The sequence below is a fragment of the Streptomyces sp. NPDC056479 genome (assembly GCF_042795335.1).
GTDB lineage: Bacteria > Actinomycetota > Actinomycetes > Streptomycetales > Streptomycetaceae > Streptomyces.
In genome coordinates, this window is sequence record NZ_JBHTRZ010000010.1 from 385,517 (window position 1) to 400,032 (window position 14,516).

Annotated in this window: 12 protein-coding genes; 9 read left to right on the forward strand and 3 right to left on the reverse strand. The window is 70.2% G+C overall.

Translation table 11 applies throughout. The features are described from left to right. The first annotated feature begins 10 nt into the window (after nt 1-10). The 3 genes from ACFQ6S_RS35500 (at nt 11) to ACFQ6S_RS35510 (ending at nt 3,081) form a co-directional block, all read left to right on the forward strand. Nucleotides 11-466: a PH domain-containing protein gene (locus ACFQ6S_RS35500; protein WP_383418909.1), complete on the forward strand. Its 456-nt coding sequence runs from the start codon at nt 11-13 to the stop codon at nt 464-466. Between the two features lie 204 nt (nt 467-670). Continuing rightward, complete coding sequence (locus ACFQ6S_RS35505; protein WP_383418911.1) at nt 671-1,996, forward strand: hemolysin family protein; 1,326 nt, start codon at nt 671-673, stop codon at nt 1,994-1,996. Next, nucleotides 1,993-3,081: a hemolysin family protein gene (locus tag ACFQ6S_RS35510; protein WP_383418913.1), complete on the forward strand. Its 1,089-nt coding sequence runs from the start codon at nt 1,993-1,995 to the stop codon at nt 3,079-3,081. Before ACFQ6S_RS35505 ends, ACFQ6S_RS35510 begins: the two co-directional genes overlap by 4 nt. A gap of 27 nt (nt 3,082-3,108) precedes the next feature. On the opposite strand, the gene ACFQ6S_RS35515 is transcribed toward ACFQ6S_RS35510, so the two are convergent. Further along, the gene (locus ACFQ6S_RS35515) at nt 3,109-4,974 is read right to left on the reverse strand and encodes an AAA family ATPase (protein WP_383419033.1); all 1,866 of its coding nucleotides are present in this window, start codon (nt 4,972-4,974) and stop codon (nt 3,109-3,111) included. 438 nt (nt 4,975-5,412) lie between these two features. Further along, nucleotides 5,413-6,066, reverse strand: a complete 654-nt coding sequence (locus ACFQ6S_RS35520) for a uridine kinase (protein WP_383418915.1) — start codon at nt 6,064-6,066, stop codon at nt 5,413-5,415. Between the two features lie 209 nt (nt 6,067-6,275). Between ACFQ6S_RS35520 and ACFQ6S_RS35525 the strand changes: the two genes are divergently transcribed. From ACFQ6S_RS35525 to ACFQ6S_RS35545, 5 genes are all read left to right on the forward strand, one after another. Further along, complete coding sequence (locus ACFQ6S_RS35525; protein WP_383418916.1) at nt 6,276-7,229, forward strand: hypothetical protein; 954 nt, start codon at nt 6,276-6,278, stop codon at nt 7,227-7,229. Nucleotides 7,230-7,265: 36 nt separating this feature from the next. After that, nucleotides 7,266-8,807 carry an amino acid permease gene (locus ACFQ6S_RS35530; RefSeq protein ID WP_383418918.1) on the forward strand — a complete coding sequence of 514 codons (1,542 nt, stop codon included), beginning with the start codon at nt 7,266-7,268 and terminating at the stop codon, nt 8,805-8,807. A gap of 247 nt (nt 8,808-9,054) precedes the next feature. Further along, the gene (locus ACFQ6S_RS35535; protein ID WP_383418920.1) at nt 9,055-10,404 is read left to right on the forward strand and encodes a peptidase C39 family protein; all 1,350 of its coding nucleotides are present in this window, start codon (nt 9,055-9,057) and stop codon (nt 10,402-10,404) included. Between the two features lie 60 nt (nt 10,405-10,464). Then, a complete protein-coding gene (locus ACFQ6S_RS35540; RefSeq protein ID WP_383418922.1) occupies nt 10,465-10,605 on the forward strand; it encodes an SCO1431 family membrane protein in 141 nt (46 codons plus the stop codon). A gap of 146 nt (nt 10,606-10,751) precedes the next feature. Then, the gene (locus tag ACFQ6S_RS35545) at nt 10,752-11,411 is read left to right on the forward strand and encodes a TetR/AcrR family transcriptional regulator (protein ID WP_383418924.1); all 660 of its coding nucleotides are present in this window, start codon (nt 10,752-10,754) and stop codon (nt 11,409-11,411) included. A gap of 65 nt (nt 11,412-11,476) precedes the next feature. Here the strand turns inward: ACFQ6S_RS35545 and ACFQ6S_RS35550 are convergent, their stop codons facing one another. Next, complete coding sequence (locus ACFQ6S_RS35550) at nt 11,477-12,715, reverse strand: glycoside hydrolase family 18 protein (protein WP_383418926.1); 1,239 nt, start codon at nt 12,713-12,715, stop codon at nt 11,477-11,479. Between the two features lie 334 nt (nt 12,716-13,049). Between ACFQ6S_RS35550 and ACFQ6S_RS35555 the strand changes: the two genes are divergently transcribed. Further along, nucleotides 13,050-14,222 carry an acyl-CoA dehydrogenase family protein gene (locus ACFQ6S_RS35555; RefSeq protein WP_383418928.1) on the forward strand — a complete coding sequence of 391 codons (1,173 nt, stop codon included), beginning with the start codon at nt 13,050-13,052 and terminating at the stop codon, nt 14,220-14,222. Nucleotides 14,223-14,516 lie beyond the last annotated feature (294 nt).

Genomic DNA, 14,516 nt, shown 5'->3' on the forward strand with positions numbered 1-14,516 from the left:
GAGCACAGAGATGTCCGAACTGCCTGCTCTTCCCGTCACGTTCCGACCGGGCCGCACCCGGGCCGTCCTGCTCACCGCGGGCGCCGCGATCTTCGTCGTCATCACGGCCGTCGCGGTGCTGCTGGAGAAGCTCGGTCCGGGGGAGCGCCTCACCTTCATCCTCACCGGCGCGCTGATGTTCGGCGTGCTGGCCAGGCTGGCTCGCGTGAAGGTCGTCGCCGACGAGTCCGGCGTCACCGTGGTGAACATCGCCACCAGGCGCCGGCTGGACTGGGCCGAGATCGTCCAGGTGAACCTCCGGCCGGGCGACCCCTGGGTGTTCCTCAACCTCAGCGACGGCACCAGCCTGCCCGCGCTCGGCATCCAGCCGGGCATCGCCAAGCAGCGGGCCATCGCCGACGCACGCACCCTGCGGGCGCTCGCCGAGGCACGTGCCATCCGGGAGACCGAGGACCATGACGGCTGACTCGGCTCCGTTCACCCTGCCGTAAATCGCGATGTCTTGATTAATCTGTTGGCGGAGGCGTTTTTCGTGACGCCTCCGCCACTGATGTCCCCAACGGTCCTCAGAGGCCCCCCTGCTACCCGAGGAGTGATTCCCTCCAGCGATGGACGGATCGTCCTGTAGTACCGGCGCCGCCCCCTCCCGACATACCGGGGCGGCCGCATCATGAGCATCCCCTTGCTGCTCCTGGCAGCCGCGTTCCTCCTCATTCTCGCCAACGGCTTCTTCGTGGCCGCCGAGTTCGGCCTGGTCACGGTCGAGGCGACGGACGCCGAGAAGGCCGCCGCGGAGGGCGACCGAAGGGCCCACCGGGTCGTCGAGTCGCTCAAGGAACTCTCCTTCCAGCTCTCCGGCACCCAGCTCGGCATCACCATCACCTCCCTGGTGGTCGGCATGCTCGCCGAACCGGCGCTCGCGGAGCTGCTGGGCGGCCCCTTCACCGCGATCGGCATCCCCGAGGGCGCGGTGTCCGGCGTGTCCGTGGTCGTCGGCATGCTGCTGGCCTCGGCCGTGCAGATGGTGATCGGCGAGCTCGTGCCCAAGAACTGGGCGGTGTCCCGGCCGATGCAGGTCGCGCGCTTCGTCGCCGGCCCGCAGCACGCCTTCGCTCGGCTGTTCCGCCCGGTCATCGCCGGGCTGAACGCCGTCGCCAACCGTCTCGTCCGCGCGCTCGGCATCGAGCCCGCCGTGGAGCTGGCCTCCGCCCGCACCCCCGGCGAACTCGTCTCCCTGGCCCGGCACTCCGCCCAGGCGGGCGCCCTGGAACAGGACACCGCCGACCTGTTCGTACGGACCCTGTCGCTAGCCGAGCTGACCGCGCAGCATGTGATGACGCCGCGCGTGAAGGTCAGCGCGCTCCAGTCGTCGGCGACTGCCGAGGATGTGGTCAACCTCACCCGTGCCACCGGTCTGTCCCGTTTCCCGGTCTACCGGGAGCGGATCGACGAGATCGTCGGCATGGTCCATCTGAAGGACGCGCTGGCGATCCGTTCGAGTGATCGTCTGCGCACCCCGGTCGGCCGCATCGCCCGCCCGGCGCTGCTCGTCCCCGAGACCCTGCCGGTCCAGCCCCTCCTCGCCCAGCTGCGCAGCGAGCAGCCCATCGCCGTCGTCGTGGACGAATACGGCGGCACGGCCGGCGTGGTCACGCTGGAGGACATCGTCGAGGAGCTCGTCGGCGAGGTCCGCGACGAGCACGACGGGCAGGACCTGCCCGAACTCGCCGCCGCCCCGCCGGAGGACGGCCGGCCCGCCTGGGACGCCGACGGCAGCTGCCGTGTCGACATCCTCCAGCGCATAGGCCTCGATGTGCCCGAGGGGCCGTACGAGACCGTCGCCGGACTCGTCGCCGACCTGCTCGGACGCATCCCGGCCGTCGGCGACAAGGCGGACCTGCCGGGCTGGCGGCTGTCGGTGCGCCGGGTGGGCCACTACCGCGCCGAGCGCGTCCGGCTGGTCCGGACCGGGGCCGTGGTGGAGGTCGCCCGATGAGCGTGCTCCAACTCGTCTTCGCCGCGCTGCTCGTGCTCGCCAACGGCTTCTTCGTCGGCGCCGAGTTCGCCCTGGTCTCGGTCCGCCGCAGCCAGATCGAACCGCTGGGCACGGCACGGGCCCGTCAGGTCCTGTACGGCCTGGAGCGGCTACCGCAGATGATGGCGGCGGCCCAGTTCGGCATCACCGTCTGCTCGCTGACGCTCGGCGCGGTCGCCGAGCCGACGGTGGCGCATCTGCTGGAGCCGGTATTCGAGTGGATCCATCTGCCGGACGGCGTGATCCATCCGCTCACCTATGTCATCGCGCTGGCCGCGGTGGTCTTCTTCCATCTGGTCATCGGCGAGATGCTGCCGAAGAACCTGGCCATGGCGGCCCCGGAGAAGGTCGCGCTGTGGCTCAGCCCGGGTCTGGTCTACTTCGCCCGCTTCTGCCGGCCGATCACCGTGGCCCTGGGTGCCGTCGCCCAGGCCATCCTGCGGCTCTTCCGCGTCGAGCCCAAGGACGAGGTCGAGGCGGTGTTCACCAGCGAGCAGCTCAATCGGCTCGTCGAGGACTCCGGCCAGGCGGGCCTGCTCGGCCCCGAGGAACAGGAGCGTCTGGAGGACGCCCTGGAGCTGGGCTCCCGCCCGGTGACGGACGTACTCCTGGGGCGCGAGTCCCTCGTCACCGTCAGCCCGTCGGTCACCCCCGGCCAGATCGTCGCGCTCACCGCCCGTACCGGGTACTCCCGCTTCCCGGTCGCGGCGGAGAACGGCGCCTTCATGGGCTATCTGCACGTCAAGGACGTACTGGACCTGGAGGAATCGGAACGGGCCGTGCCACAGCAGGTCTGGCACCCGATGACGACCCTGCGCTCCGAACTGCCGCTGGACGACGCCCTGACGGTGATGCGCCGCGCCGCGACGCACCTGGCCCAGGTGGCCGACGCGTCGGGCAAGGTCCTCGGTCTCGTCGCGCTGGAGGACGTACTGGAGCTGCTGGTCGGCGAGGTACGGGATCCGGCGCATCGGGAGTTGCCGGAGGTTCGGGTGACGGGGCCGCGGATGAGCACGGGTGAGCCCGAAGGGGTCCTCGCCGGCTGATCCACGGCCACGGCGTCGCAGGGTCCGTCACATGGCCGACGGATCCTGCGGCCCCCGCCCCGAAAGCACCTCTCCGTACGCCTGCATCAGATCCGGCAGCCGAAGTGTCGACAAGTCGTCCCTCGTGAGCGCCCCCGGATAGGTGGTCAACCGCAGATCCCGGTACGCACAGCTCTTCTCGTACAGCGTCCGCAGGAACCGTCCGTTGCCCAGTTCGTCGATCCACCCCTGGTCGACCACATGCCCGGCGATCGACCGCAGCTCGTCCAGCGCCTCCTCGTCCCAGGCGTCGCCGTTCTCCGCGGCGAGCACCTCGCCGATCGAGGTCAGTTCGAGGGGGCGGTACGAGGGGAAGTCGACGCGGGTCGTGAAGCGCGAGGACAGACCGGGGTTCGCGGCCAGCAGCCGGTCCATGCCCTCGGGATAGCCGGCGAGGATCACCACCAGGTGGTCCCGGTTGTCCTCGGCCCGCTTCAGCAGCACCTGAAGGGCCTCGTCGCCGTACGCGTCGCCCTTGCCGTAGCCGGTGTTGGACAGGGAGTAGGCCTCGTCCACGAACAGGACCCCGCCGAGCGCGGAGTCGATGAGCTCATTGGCCTTCACGGCCGTCTGGCCCAGATACTCGCCGACCAGATCGGCCCGCTGGGCCTCCACGAGATGGTCGCCGCCGAGCAGCCCGAGGGCGTAGAAGACGCGGCCCAGGATGCGGGCGACCGTGGTCTTGCCGGTGCCGGAGGGGCCGGAGAAGACGAAGTGCCGTTTGGGCGGCTGGACCGGCAGCCCCTGCCCGGCCCGCAGCCGGGCCATGTTCAACTGGGCGGACAGCGCCTTGACCTGGCGCTTGACGGGTTCGAGCCCCACCATGCGCTCGAGCTCGGCGAGCGCCTCCTCGAGTAACCGGGGGTCGGTCGGCCCGGCCGGCAGCGGCTGCGACGACACGGCCGTCTTCTCGCGCACCGCCGGATCCACCACCGACGGCAGCGGCCCGGTCGGCGGCAGGTCGGGGTCGGACAGCTTCAGGTCCCGCCCCTCGGTGCCGAAGAGCGGGTCCAGCCCGTCGGGGCCGTCGGCCACGTCCCCGCCGAACCCGGTGAGCGTGATCGCCGCGAGGTCGGTGGGGTCGTCGTAGCCGTCGCCCTCGGCGATGGCCGCGAGCCGGGCCGAGGTGTCCATGAAGGCGGGGTCGACGCGGTGCACCGCACGGTAGAGCGGGAGGGCGGCGGCGGAGCGGCCAGTGCCCTCGTGCGCCCGCGCCAGCCAGTACCGCAGCTCCTTGCGCTGCGGCTGCTCGCTGCGGCACCGCATCAGCGCGGCCGACAACAGCGGCTCGGCCTGTCCGTACATTTCCAGCCGGACCCGCGCCATGCCGCCGAACAGGCCCGCCTCGATACCGAGCAGCGGGTCGTCGAGCAGCGGGTCGGTGTGCCGTACGAGCTGCTCCCAGTCCTTGACCAGATAGGCGCGGCAGGCGTGCAGGAAGCGGACCTGGTGGTCGGTGTCCACGGGCGGGAGCCCGGCCAGCGCCCGGTCCAGCTCGGGGACGTGCCGGCCGTCCAGCCAGTGCGAGGCGTGGGCGAGGAGCAGGTCGCGCGGGCTCTCCAGGACCGGCTGCACCCACCAGCCCAGCCAGTACCAGGAGTTGATCGTGCGCCGATGCCGGGTGCGCTGTTCCCCGAAGCGGTCCCGATGGCGGAACATCCGCAGCAGCGCGGTCGTCGTGTCGACGCGCAGTGCGTGCAGACCGAGCCATCCGTCGGCCATTCCCGGATCGATCCGTACCGCGGTGCGGAACTCCTCCTCCGCCTGCGGATACGCCCCCATCGTGTAGGCATCCACACCTCGCAACCAGGCGAGGTCGGCCGGGGCCTCGGGGCCCTGCGTGCCGAAGTCCATCACGTCCCCCACAAACCGTGCCCCCGTCGGTTGGCCGGCCGCTGGCCCGTCGGCCGCCTTGGTCAGCTCGATCGAACCGCCGTATCGCGGACCGGAGTTGCAGCGGTGCGCAGAGCGGCCGTCCGTAGGTCGCACCGAGGGCATCGTACCTGCGAGGGCATGGCGCGCCCCAGGGTGCCGCACCGGCCGTTTGGCGAGGTGGGAGCGGATCGGAGGGAGAGCGGTTGGTGACCGAGGGTGACCAAATCGCGCCGCTCGGCGCCCGAAAAGAGAAGCGCGGGCAGAACGAAGCCCCCGATCACGGGGGAACAACCGGGGGCTTCGCGTCTTCGGGCGGTCTCGAATGACCGCACATTCAGAACGTAAGTCCTGTACGGCCCCCGGGTCAAGCCGAGTTGAGGCACTCCGGGAACTTGTCCGGCGGGGCTCTTCACAAGTTCAGCACATTGCCGATGGGTCGTCACCGTGTGTGATGGACTGGTCCGGTCCAACCGTCCCGGCAGGCCCAGGAATCACCTCATATCCCTTGCCGCACTGCCGGACCAGAAGGTCGGCGAAGGGCCGGGAAGGGTCGTCGGCGAAGTGACTCAGCTCCGCCCTGACCCACCCTTCCCAGAACTCCCGCTGCTCCTCCCCGTCCCGTGAGCGGCCTCGCGTCCACGACTCCTCGTGCGGCACGTCCATCCACAGCAGCCGGGCGAGATACGGGCGCAGGGCGCGGCGGCCGGCGCCGACGCCCTCGACGAGGATCACCGGGGAGGGCGGCAGGGGGAGCGGCGCGCCGAAGCGGCGGGCCCGCCAGTCGTAGGGGGTGTAGTGGGCGGTCCGGCCCCGGGTGAGCGGTGCGATCACCTGGGCCAGCAGTCGCTCCGTCCACTCGAACAGCTCGTCGTGGCTGGCGATGTCGTCGAGGTGCAGCACCGGGGCGTCGTCCAGCGCCCGGGCCAACTGCCCGGCGAACGTGGACTTTCCGGAGCCGGCGTGTCCGTCGACGCCGATCAGGCGGACCGGGCCGCAGGACGGGGGGAGGCGGCGCAGCCGCGTGGCGAGGTCGTGAATCGTTTTTCCTGAAAGCTGAGCGGGGGTGGGCATATTTCGTTGGAACATTCTAGTAGTGGGTGAAAGCGGATGGGGCGGCGCGATGAGAAAAGGTGTCGCTTTGAACTAGCCGGCGGATGACCGCAATGCCGCCGAAAAACTCCGGCCACCAGGGTGAAATCCACGTTCCGGTTGGGGCCCACGCTGAGTAAGGTGCCAGGGGTGCAACTGTGAGGTGACGTAACGGGGATGGGCTGGGACACATGGCCGCGGGGTTATTCGAAGGGCAGTATCTCTGGCATCCGGCGGCCGACGACCGTGTGCTGGCGAGCGTCTGCGTCGATGTCCGGGCCGGACGTTGGCTCAGCGCCCGCGACGCCCTGGCCGAAACCCGCGGTGACTTCGGCCTGAGGGCGCACCGCTCCCTCGTGCTCGCCTCGGAGGCCGCCGACTCCGATCTCGTCGAGCGCTGGCTGGCCGAGGAACCCGGCCCCGAGGCGGCCCTGATGTGGGCGCGGGTGGCCGTGCTGCGGGCGATGCGCGCGGCCGACGCGCGCGACCCGCGGACCGAGGCGCTGGAGCGGATAGCGCTGGCCGCCTGCGACCGGGCCGCGACGGCGGACCCTGCCGACCCCACTCCCGTGGTGACGAAGCTGGCCATGGCCCGGCTGCACCGGCTGCGCGACCAGGCCCCGCGCGGGCTGCTCACCGCACCGGCCGGGCCCTGGCGCCTGTTCGCGCACGTCCTCTCGCTCGACCCCTGGCACCGCGAGGCCCACCACCGCTTTCTGGCCTGCTTCTTCCCCCGCTACGGCGGCTCCGTGACGGCCGCCTGGGACGTCGCCGCCTTCCTCGGCCAGCGCGCCCCCGCCGACTCATCCCTGCGCCTGCTCCCGCTGGTCGCCCTGGTCGAGTGCTACGACCCCACCCAACTGCTCGCCGACCGGGTCTGGGAGCAGCCGCAGTGGCGCTCGACCGCCCTGTCGATCCACCACCACTGGCTGCCCACGGTCGCCGACTACCCCTTCACTCCCGTCCTCGACCTGGCCTATCTCGCGCATGCCCTGGTCATGGCCGGGTGCGAGACGCAGGGGCACACCGTCTTCACGGCGATGGGCCCCTACGCCTCGCGCATGCCCTGGTCCGTCTTCGGCGACCCGGCCGAGCAGCTGTCCCGGGCGCGCCGCGCCTGCGGGCTGCCCGTGCCGGCCGTCTGACGCACCACAACCCCCCACCTAGAGAGAGGTCCGGCCGTGTCACAACGGATATCCGCATCGCGTGCCCGAGCACGCGGGGGAGCGGATCCGAACGCACTGGACGACGATGCGACGCTGCATGCGATGGGTTATCCGAGAAAACTCACGCGGCGTTTTCAGGCCTTCGACAATTTCGCCATCTCGTTCACCATCATCAACATCATCTCGGGTATCTTCTCGGGCTTCGGGTTCGGTCTGAACGCGGGCGGCCCGAGCATTCTCGTCTTCGGCTGGATCGGCGTATCCGTCATGGTGCTCTTCGTGGGAGCAGCGATGGCGGAAGTCGCCTCTGCCTATCCGACGAGTGGTGCGCTGTATTTCTCCGCCGGGAAACTCGCCAAACGCCACAAAGGTGCCTGGTCCTGGTACACCGGATGGCTGAACTTCGTCGGCCAGGTCGGCGGCACGGCCGCCACCGGGTACGCCGCCGCCACCTTCGTCCAGGCCCTCGTCGCCCTGCAGTGGCCCTCGTACGAGCCGACCGGCCACCGTACGGTGCTGATCGCGGCGCTGATCATCGTGCTGCAGGGGCTCGCCAACACCTACACGGTGCAGCTGGTCGCCCTGCTGAACCGGATCTCCGTGTGGTGGCTGCTCAGCGGACTCGTGATCATCGTGAGCGCCCTGATCGTGATTCCCGATCACCACCAGCCGGCTTCGTACGTCACGCATTTCGCGAACAACACCGGTTTCACGAGTGCCCTTTACGGCGGGATGCTCGGTCTGCTGGTGACCAGCTGGACCTTCACCGGCTTCGACGGCAGCTTCCACATGTCCGAGGAAACGGTCCGGGCGACGGTGAACGCACCCAAGGGGATCACGAGGGCGATCGGTTACTCGGCAATCGCCGGGCTGCTGCTGATGCTGGCACTGGTCTACAGCATTCGTGACTACGACCGTGTGGCGGGCGCCGACGCCCCGCCCGTGCAGATCCTGATCGACGGGCTCGGAGTGGGCGGCGCGAAGGCGCTGCTGCTGATCGTGATCGGCGCGATGCTCTTCTGCGGCCTCGCCAACCTCACCAGCAACACCCGGCAGATCTTCGCCTTCTCCCGGGACGGCGCGATGCCGGGTTCGCGCTGGTGGCATTCGGTCTCGCCGCGCACCCGGACGCCCGTCAAGGCGGTCTGGCTGGCGGTGGGCTGCTCGCTGACGCTCGTGGTGCCCGGCTGGTGGTCGCACACGGCGTTCACGGCCATCGTCAGCGTCAATGTCGTGGGGCTCTTCCTCGCCTACGCCGTCCCGATCCTGCTGCGGCTGCGGCTCGGCGACGAGTTCCAGCCGGGTCCCTGGCACCTGGGCCGCTGGGGCAGGCCGGTCGGGATCGTCGCGGTGAGCTGGATCCTGCTCAGCAGCGTCATGTTCATGCTGCCGCAGGCCTCGCCGGTCACCGTCGACTCGTTCAATTACGCGCCGATCGCCCTGGCGGTGGTCCTGGCCGTGGCCACGGTGTGGTGGTTCACCACCGCCCGGCGCCGCTTCCACGGTCCGGTCAGCTACGGCCGTCCGGACGAGGTCGCGGCGATGGACCTGGTCTGACGAATCGTCATCGGTCCCGGTGCACCCCGTCACGGCGGGATGCACCGGGACCCCGGCTCGCTCATCTCGCCCCGCCCGTAGCGCGGTTGGGCCGGCGGCCACCCCCCGGGCATGCCAGTGGTCGATACCAATATTCGTAGGCACGCCAGGGGCCGAAGTGCTGGCAGACGCTGCCACCTGCGTCCATAGTTGGCGGACAGCCGTGCACAGGATCCGCCCGACTCGGACACCTGGGGGTCTTCCGCCCATGAGCAGAGCCGAAAAGCCGTCTCGCAGAACCGTCCTCGCCGCCGCGGTGGCCGCTGCCGTCGCCGGTGGCGCGGGGCCGGCCGGCGCCGACACCGCCGCCCCGGCCGACGCCCCGGACCGGACCGTCGACAACCACGCCTGGACCACGTACGCCGACTGGCGCTGCGGCACCGCCGACGGCACCCGTGCCGTCCCGGGCGCCCGCCCCGGCCTCGTGATCGCCGCACCCGCCGGCACCACCGACTACACGGACCCCCACACCGGCCGCACCGCCCGCTGGGAGTACGCGACCTGGACCTCCCCGGTCCACCGGCTCTGCGTCCCCGCGACCGAGGCGATCGCCTCCTGGAACGCCCACACCCCCGCCGGCACCTGGCTCCAGATCGAACTCTCCGGGATCTACTCCGACGGCACCGAGACCCCCTGGTACGTGATGGGCCGCTGGGCGGCCGGCGACCAGGACATCCGGCGGACCTCGGTGGACGACCAGAGCGACGGCCGGAGCAGCGTCTGGACGGACACGTTCGCCATCGACGACCCGGCCACCGGGCTGCGCCTGAGCTCGTACCGGCTGCGGCTGACCCTCTACCGCGCGCCCGGCACGAAGGTCACGCCCAAGGTCTGGCGGATCGGCGCCATGGGCTCCGACGTCCCCGACCGCTTCACCGTCCCGGCCTCCACCCCCGGCCGCGCCCGGGAGCTGACCGTCCCGCGCTATTCGCAGGAGATCCACGTCGGCCAGTACCCGGAGTACGACAACGGCGGCGAGGCCTGGTGCAGCCCCACCTCCTCGCAGATGATCGTCGAGTACTGGGGCGGCCGGCTCACCCCGGAGCAGCTGGAGTGGGTCGATCCCGCGTTCGCCGACCCGCAGGTCTGCCACGCGGCCCGGTTCACCTTCGACTACCAGTACGACGGCTGCGGGAACTGGCCGTTCAACGCCGCCTACGCGGCCACCTTCGACGGCCTCCAGGGCGTGGTCACCCGGCTCGGCTCGCTCACCGAGCTGGAGACGCTGATCGCGGCCGGTATCCCGGCCATAACGTCCCAGTCCTTCCTGAAGGAGGAGCTGACCGGGGCGGGGTACGGCACCGCCGGCCATCTGATGACGGTCATAGGGTTCACCCCCGACGGCGACGTGATCGCCAACGACCCGAACTCACCGAGCAACCAGGCGGTGCGGCGCGTCTACAAGCGGCGCGAGTGGGAGAACATCTGGCTGCGGACCAAGCGGTACAACGCCTCGGGCAAGGTCGTCTCCGGCACCGGCGGCGTCTGCTACCTCTACTTCCCGGCGCGTCCTACCCCGCGGCAGCGGGCCGCGCTCGCGGCGGTGGGCGTGCGCTGAGCCGGCGGGCGTGAGGAACGTCTCGGCGGCAAAGGCCCTTCCCGGTGGCAAGGTGGGCATATGACCACGCACTCCACCACGGCCGCCCGTGTCCGCACCGGCGGCCCCAGGGAAGACGGCCCGAAGATCGTCGAGCACATCATGGGCTGGACCCTCGTCGTGGTCGTCGCGATGCTGGTGACCCAGCTCGGTCTGCTGTGAGCTGACACACACGGGGCGCTTTGATCGGACATTTACCGACCCGATGGTGAGCGGACGTATCAGAGTCGATCACACTCGAACGAGCGGTAGGTGAAGGTCTGCCATACTGCCGATGTCCCGCCGCCCGTTGAACAACAGGGTCGAAATTGAATATCAGTCAACAGCGCGACGCGGCCCGTCCCCGGGCCCGCGGCACCGAGCGTTCCGTGGCGCGCCGTGCCGAACTCATCGCCATCGGGCGGAAGTTGTTCGCGGACACGTCCTACGACACCCTCTCCATGGACGACATCGCCCGGCAGGCCCATGTCGCCAAGGGGCTCATCTACTACTACTTCCAGTCCAAGCGCGGCTACTACCTGGCGATCATCCAGGACTCCGTCGTCGACCTGGTCACCTACGCGGCGAGCGGTCTCGAACTGAAGCCGTTGGACCGGGTCCACCGCACCATCGACAGCTATCTGCGCTACGCCGAGCACAACCAGGCCTCCTACCGCACCATCGTCAGCGGCGGCGTCGGCTTCGACGCCGAGGTGCACGCCATCCGGGACGGCGTGCGCGAGGCCATCGTCGCCACCATCGCCGAGGGCGCGTACGGCCGTACCGACATCGCCCCGCTGGCCCGGATGGGCCTGCTCGCCTGGGTGTGCAGCGTCGAGGGCGCCACCCTGGACTGGATAGACCGCCCCGAGTTGCCCCGGGACACCATGCGCGAACTGCTGGTGAAGATGCTGGGCGGCACCATGCGCTCCATCGAGGAGCTGGACCCTTCCTACCGGGCCCCGGAGCCGGCCCGCCGGGAGGGCTGACCCCACGGCACGCGCATGGGGCGGAGGTCTCGTGGCCCTCCGCCCCAAGCCCCCCGTGGGACCGGCTAGTTGATGGCCCTGATCAGCTCACCGTTCGCCGTGTCCCCGCTCAGCTCCCAGAAGAACGTCCCGCCCAGCCCCTGCTGGTTCTTGTACGTCATCTTGGTCGCGATGGTCGCGGGGGTGTCGTAACTCCACCAGTTGTTCCCGCACTTGGCGTACGCGGTGCCGCCCACCGTCCCGGTCGCCGGGCACTTGGTCTTGAGCACCTTGTAGTCCTCGATGCCCGCCTCGTAGGTGCCGGCGGCCGCCCCGGTCGCCGTGCCACCCGGTGCGGACTGGGTGACGCCGGTCCAGCCGCGGCCGTAGAAGCCGATGCCGAGCAGCAGCTTGGACGAGGGGACGCCGAGGCCCTTGAGCTTGGCGATGGTCGCCGAGGTGTGGAACTGAGCCTTCGGGATGCCGGAGTAGGAGTTCAGCGCCGAGTGTGGAGCCGTCGGACCGGTCGCGTCCCAGGCTCCGAAGAAGTCGTACGTCATCGGGTTGTACCAGTCGACGTACTGGGCGGCGCCCGCGTAGTTCGCCGCGTCGATCTTGCCGCCGCTGGTGGCGTCGGCCGTGATCGCCGCGGTGACCAGGTTGCCGGAGCCGAACTTGGCGCGCACCGCCGACATCAGGTTCTTGAAGGCCTCACGGCCGCTGGTGTCACAGGTGGCGCCGCAGGCGTTCGGGTACTCCCAGTCGATGTCGATCCCGTCGAAGACATCGGCCCACTTGGAGTTCTCGACCAGGTCGTAGCAGGACTGGGCGAACGCGGCGGGGTTGCGTGAGGCCTCGCCGAAGCCGTTCGACCAGGTCCAGCCGCCGAAGGACCACAGGACCTTCAGTCCAGGGTGCTTCTTCTTCAGCTCGCGCAGCTGGTTGAAGGTGCCGCGCAGCGGCTGGTCCCAGGTGTCGGCGACGCCGTCCACCGACTCGGCGGCGGTGTAGGTGCGCTCGGTCGCGGCGTAGGAGTCGCCGATCGCGCACTTGCCGCCGGTCACGTTGCCGAAGGCGTAGTTGATGTGGGTCAGCTTGGCCGCCGAGCCCGAGGTCTCGACGTTCTTGACGTAGTACTTGCGGTCGTAGGTGCCCCATTCCGTGAAGTAGCCGACGACCTTGGAGCCGGCGGCCAGTCTGGGCGAGGAGGCGGGTTCGGCGGTGGCGGTGCCCGCGCCGGCGAGCAGTCCGGCGCCGAGGACGGCCGCGCACGCGGCGGAGACGAGCGCCATCAGCCGGGCGCGGGGGCGGTGCGAGAGGTGCATCGGGTGTCTCCTCGTGGGGGAGAGGGGAGCATGCTCCGATTGGCATGAACGCGCTGATGCGTTGATCCGTCACGGTAGGAGGACTAGACCAGTACGTCAATGGTTCGGACCAATTTCGGCACCGCGGATAACTTGCTGGACACTTCTTTGAGTGAGCGGTCGTTAACTGGTGACTCGATGCCTCCGATCGGGCATACTCACAGCGCACAGCCGCTGGTCAGCAGCTTCCGAGACCCGGGAATGCGAGCATCGGCCCGGCACCAGTGAGACCCGGCGGAGTCGCCCCACCCAAGGCGTACGTCCGCCGACGTGCCCGACAGGGAGGATCGTCGACATGCCCGACCGCGCCCCGCAGCCGGTGGACCGTCAACTGCCCACGGACGAGGCCCGGGACCTGCTCTCGCTCGTCCGCGACATCGCGCAGCGCGAGATCGCCCCGAAGGCGGCCGAGGAGGAGGACGCCGGACGCTTCCCGCGCGAGGTCTTCACCCTGCTCTCCGAGTCCGGACTGCTCGGTCTGCCCTACGACTCCGAGTACGGCGGCGGCGACCAGCCGTACGAGGTCTATCTCCAGGTCCTCGAGGAGCTCGCCGCGGCCCGTCTCACCGTCGGCCTCGGCGTCAGCGTGCACACCCTGGCCTCCTACGCCCTCGCCGCCTACGGCAGCAAGCAGCAGCAGGTCGAGCACCTGCCCGCGATGCTCGGCGGCGGGTTGCTCGGCGCGTACTGCCTCTCCGAGCCGGCTTCCGGATCCGACGCGGCCTCGCTGCGGACGAAGGCCGTGCGCGACGGCGACAGCTGGGTGATCACCGGCACCAAGGCGTGGATCACCCACGGTGGCATCGCCGACTTCTACACCGTCATGGCCCGCACCGGCGAGGACGGCCCGCGCGGGATCAGCGCGTTCCTGGTGCCCGGCGACGCTGCCGGCCTTAGCGCGGCGGCGCCCGAGAAGAAGATGGGCATGAAGGGATCGCCCACCGCCCAGGTCCACTTCGACGGCGTCCGGGTCGGCGACGAGCGGCGCATCGGCGACGAGGGCCAGGGCTTCGCCATCGCCCTGTCCGCGCTCGACTCCGGGCGGCTCGGCATCGCGGCCTGCGCGATCGGCGTCGCCCAGGCGGCGCTCGACGAGGCGGTGACGTACGCGACCGAACGCCGCCAGTTCGGCAAGCCCATCGCCGACTTCCAGGGCCTGCGCTTCATGCTCGCCGACATGGCCACCCAGATCGAGGCGGGCCGCGCGCTGTACCTGGCGGCGGCACGGCTGCGTGATGCGGGCCGGCCGTTCGCCAAGCAGGCGGCGATGGCGAAGCTGCACTGCACCGACACGGCGATGAAGGTCACCACCGACGCGGTCCAGATCCTCGGCGGGTACGGCTACACCGCGGACTTCCCGGCCGAGCGCTATATGCGCGAGGCGAAGGTCCTCCAGATCGTCGAGGGCACGAACCAGATTCAGCGGATGGTCATCGCCCGTCACCTAGCGGGTCCCGAGGGCCGCTGAACTGACCGTGCTTGACCTGCGGCGCCGCGAGCCGGATCCACTCCGGGTCGTGGCGCCCGGGCAGGGTGCGGCCCCGGTCGGCCCACATCCGCATCAGATCGCGGTAGATCGGCGGATCCGACTGCTGCGGGGGTGCCGGCGGCTGAAGCGTTCCTGCGGGCCGGGGAACGAAGACGCGGCGCTGGGGCCCGGTCCCGTAGTAGGTGTGGGGCATACCAGGGCAACGCGGCAGTGGCGGGACAAGTCACCGCCGGTCGGAATCGGGCGTGAGTTCACCCGCGTCCGGTTCCCTCT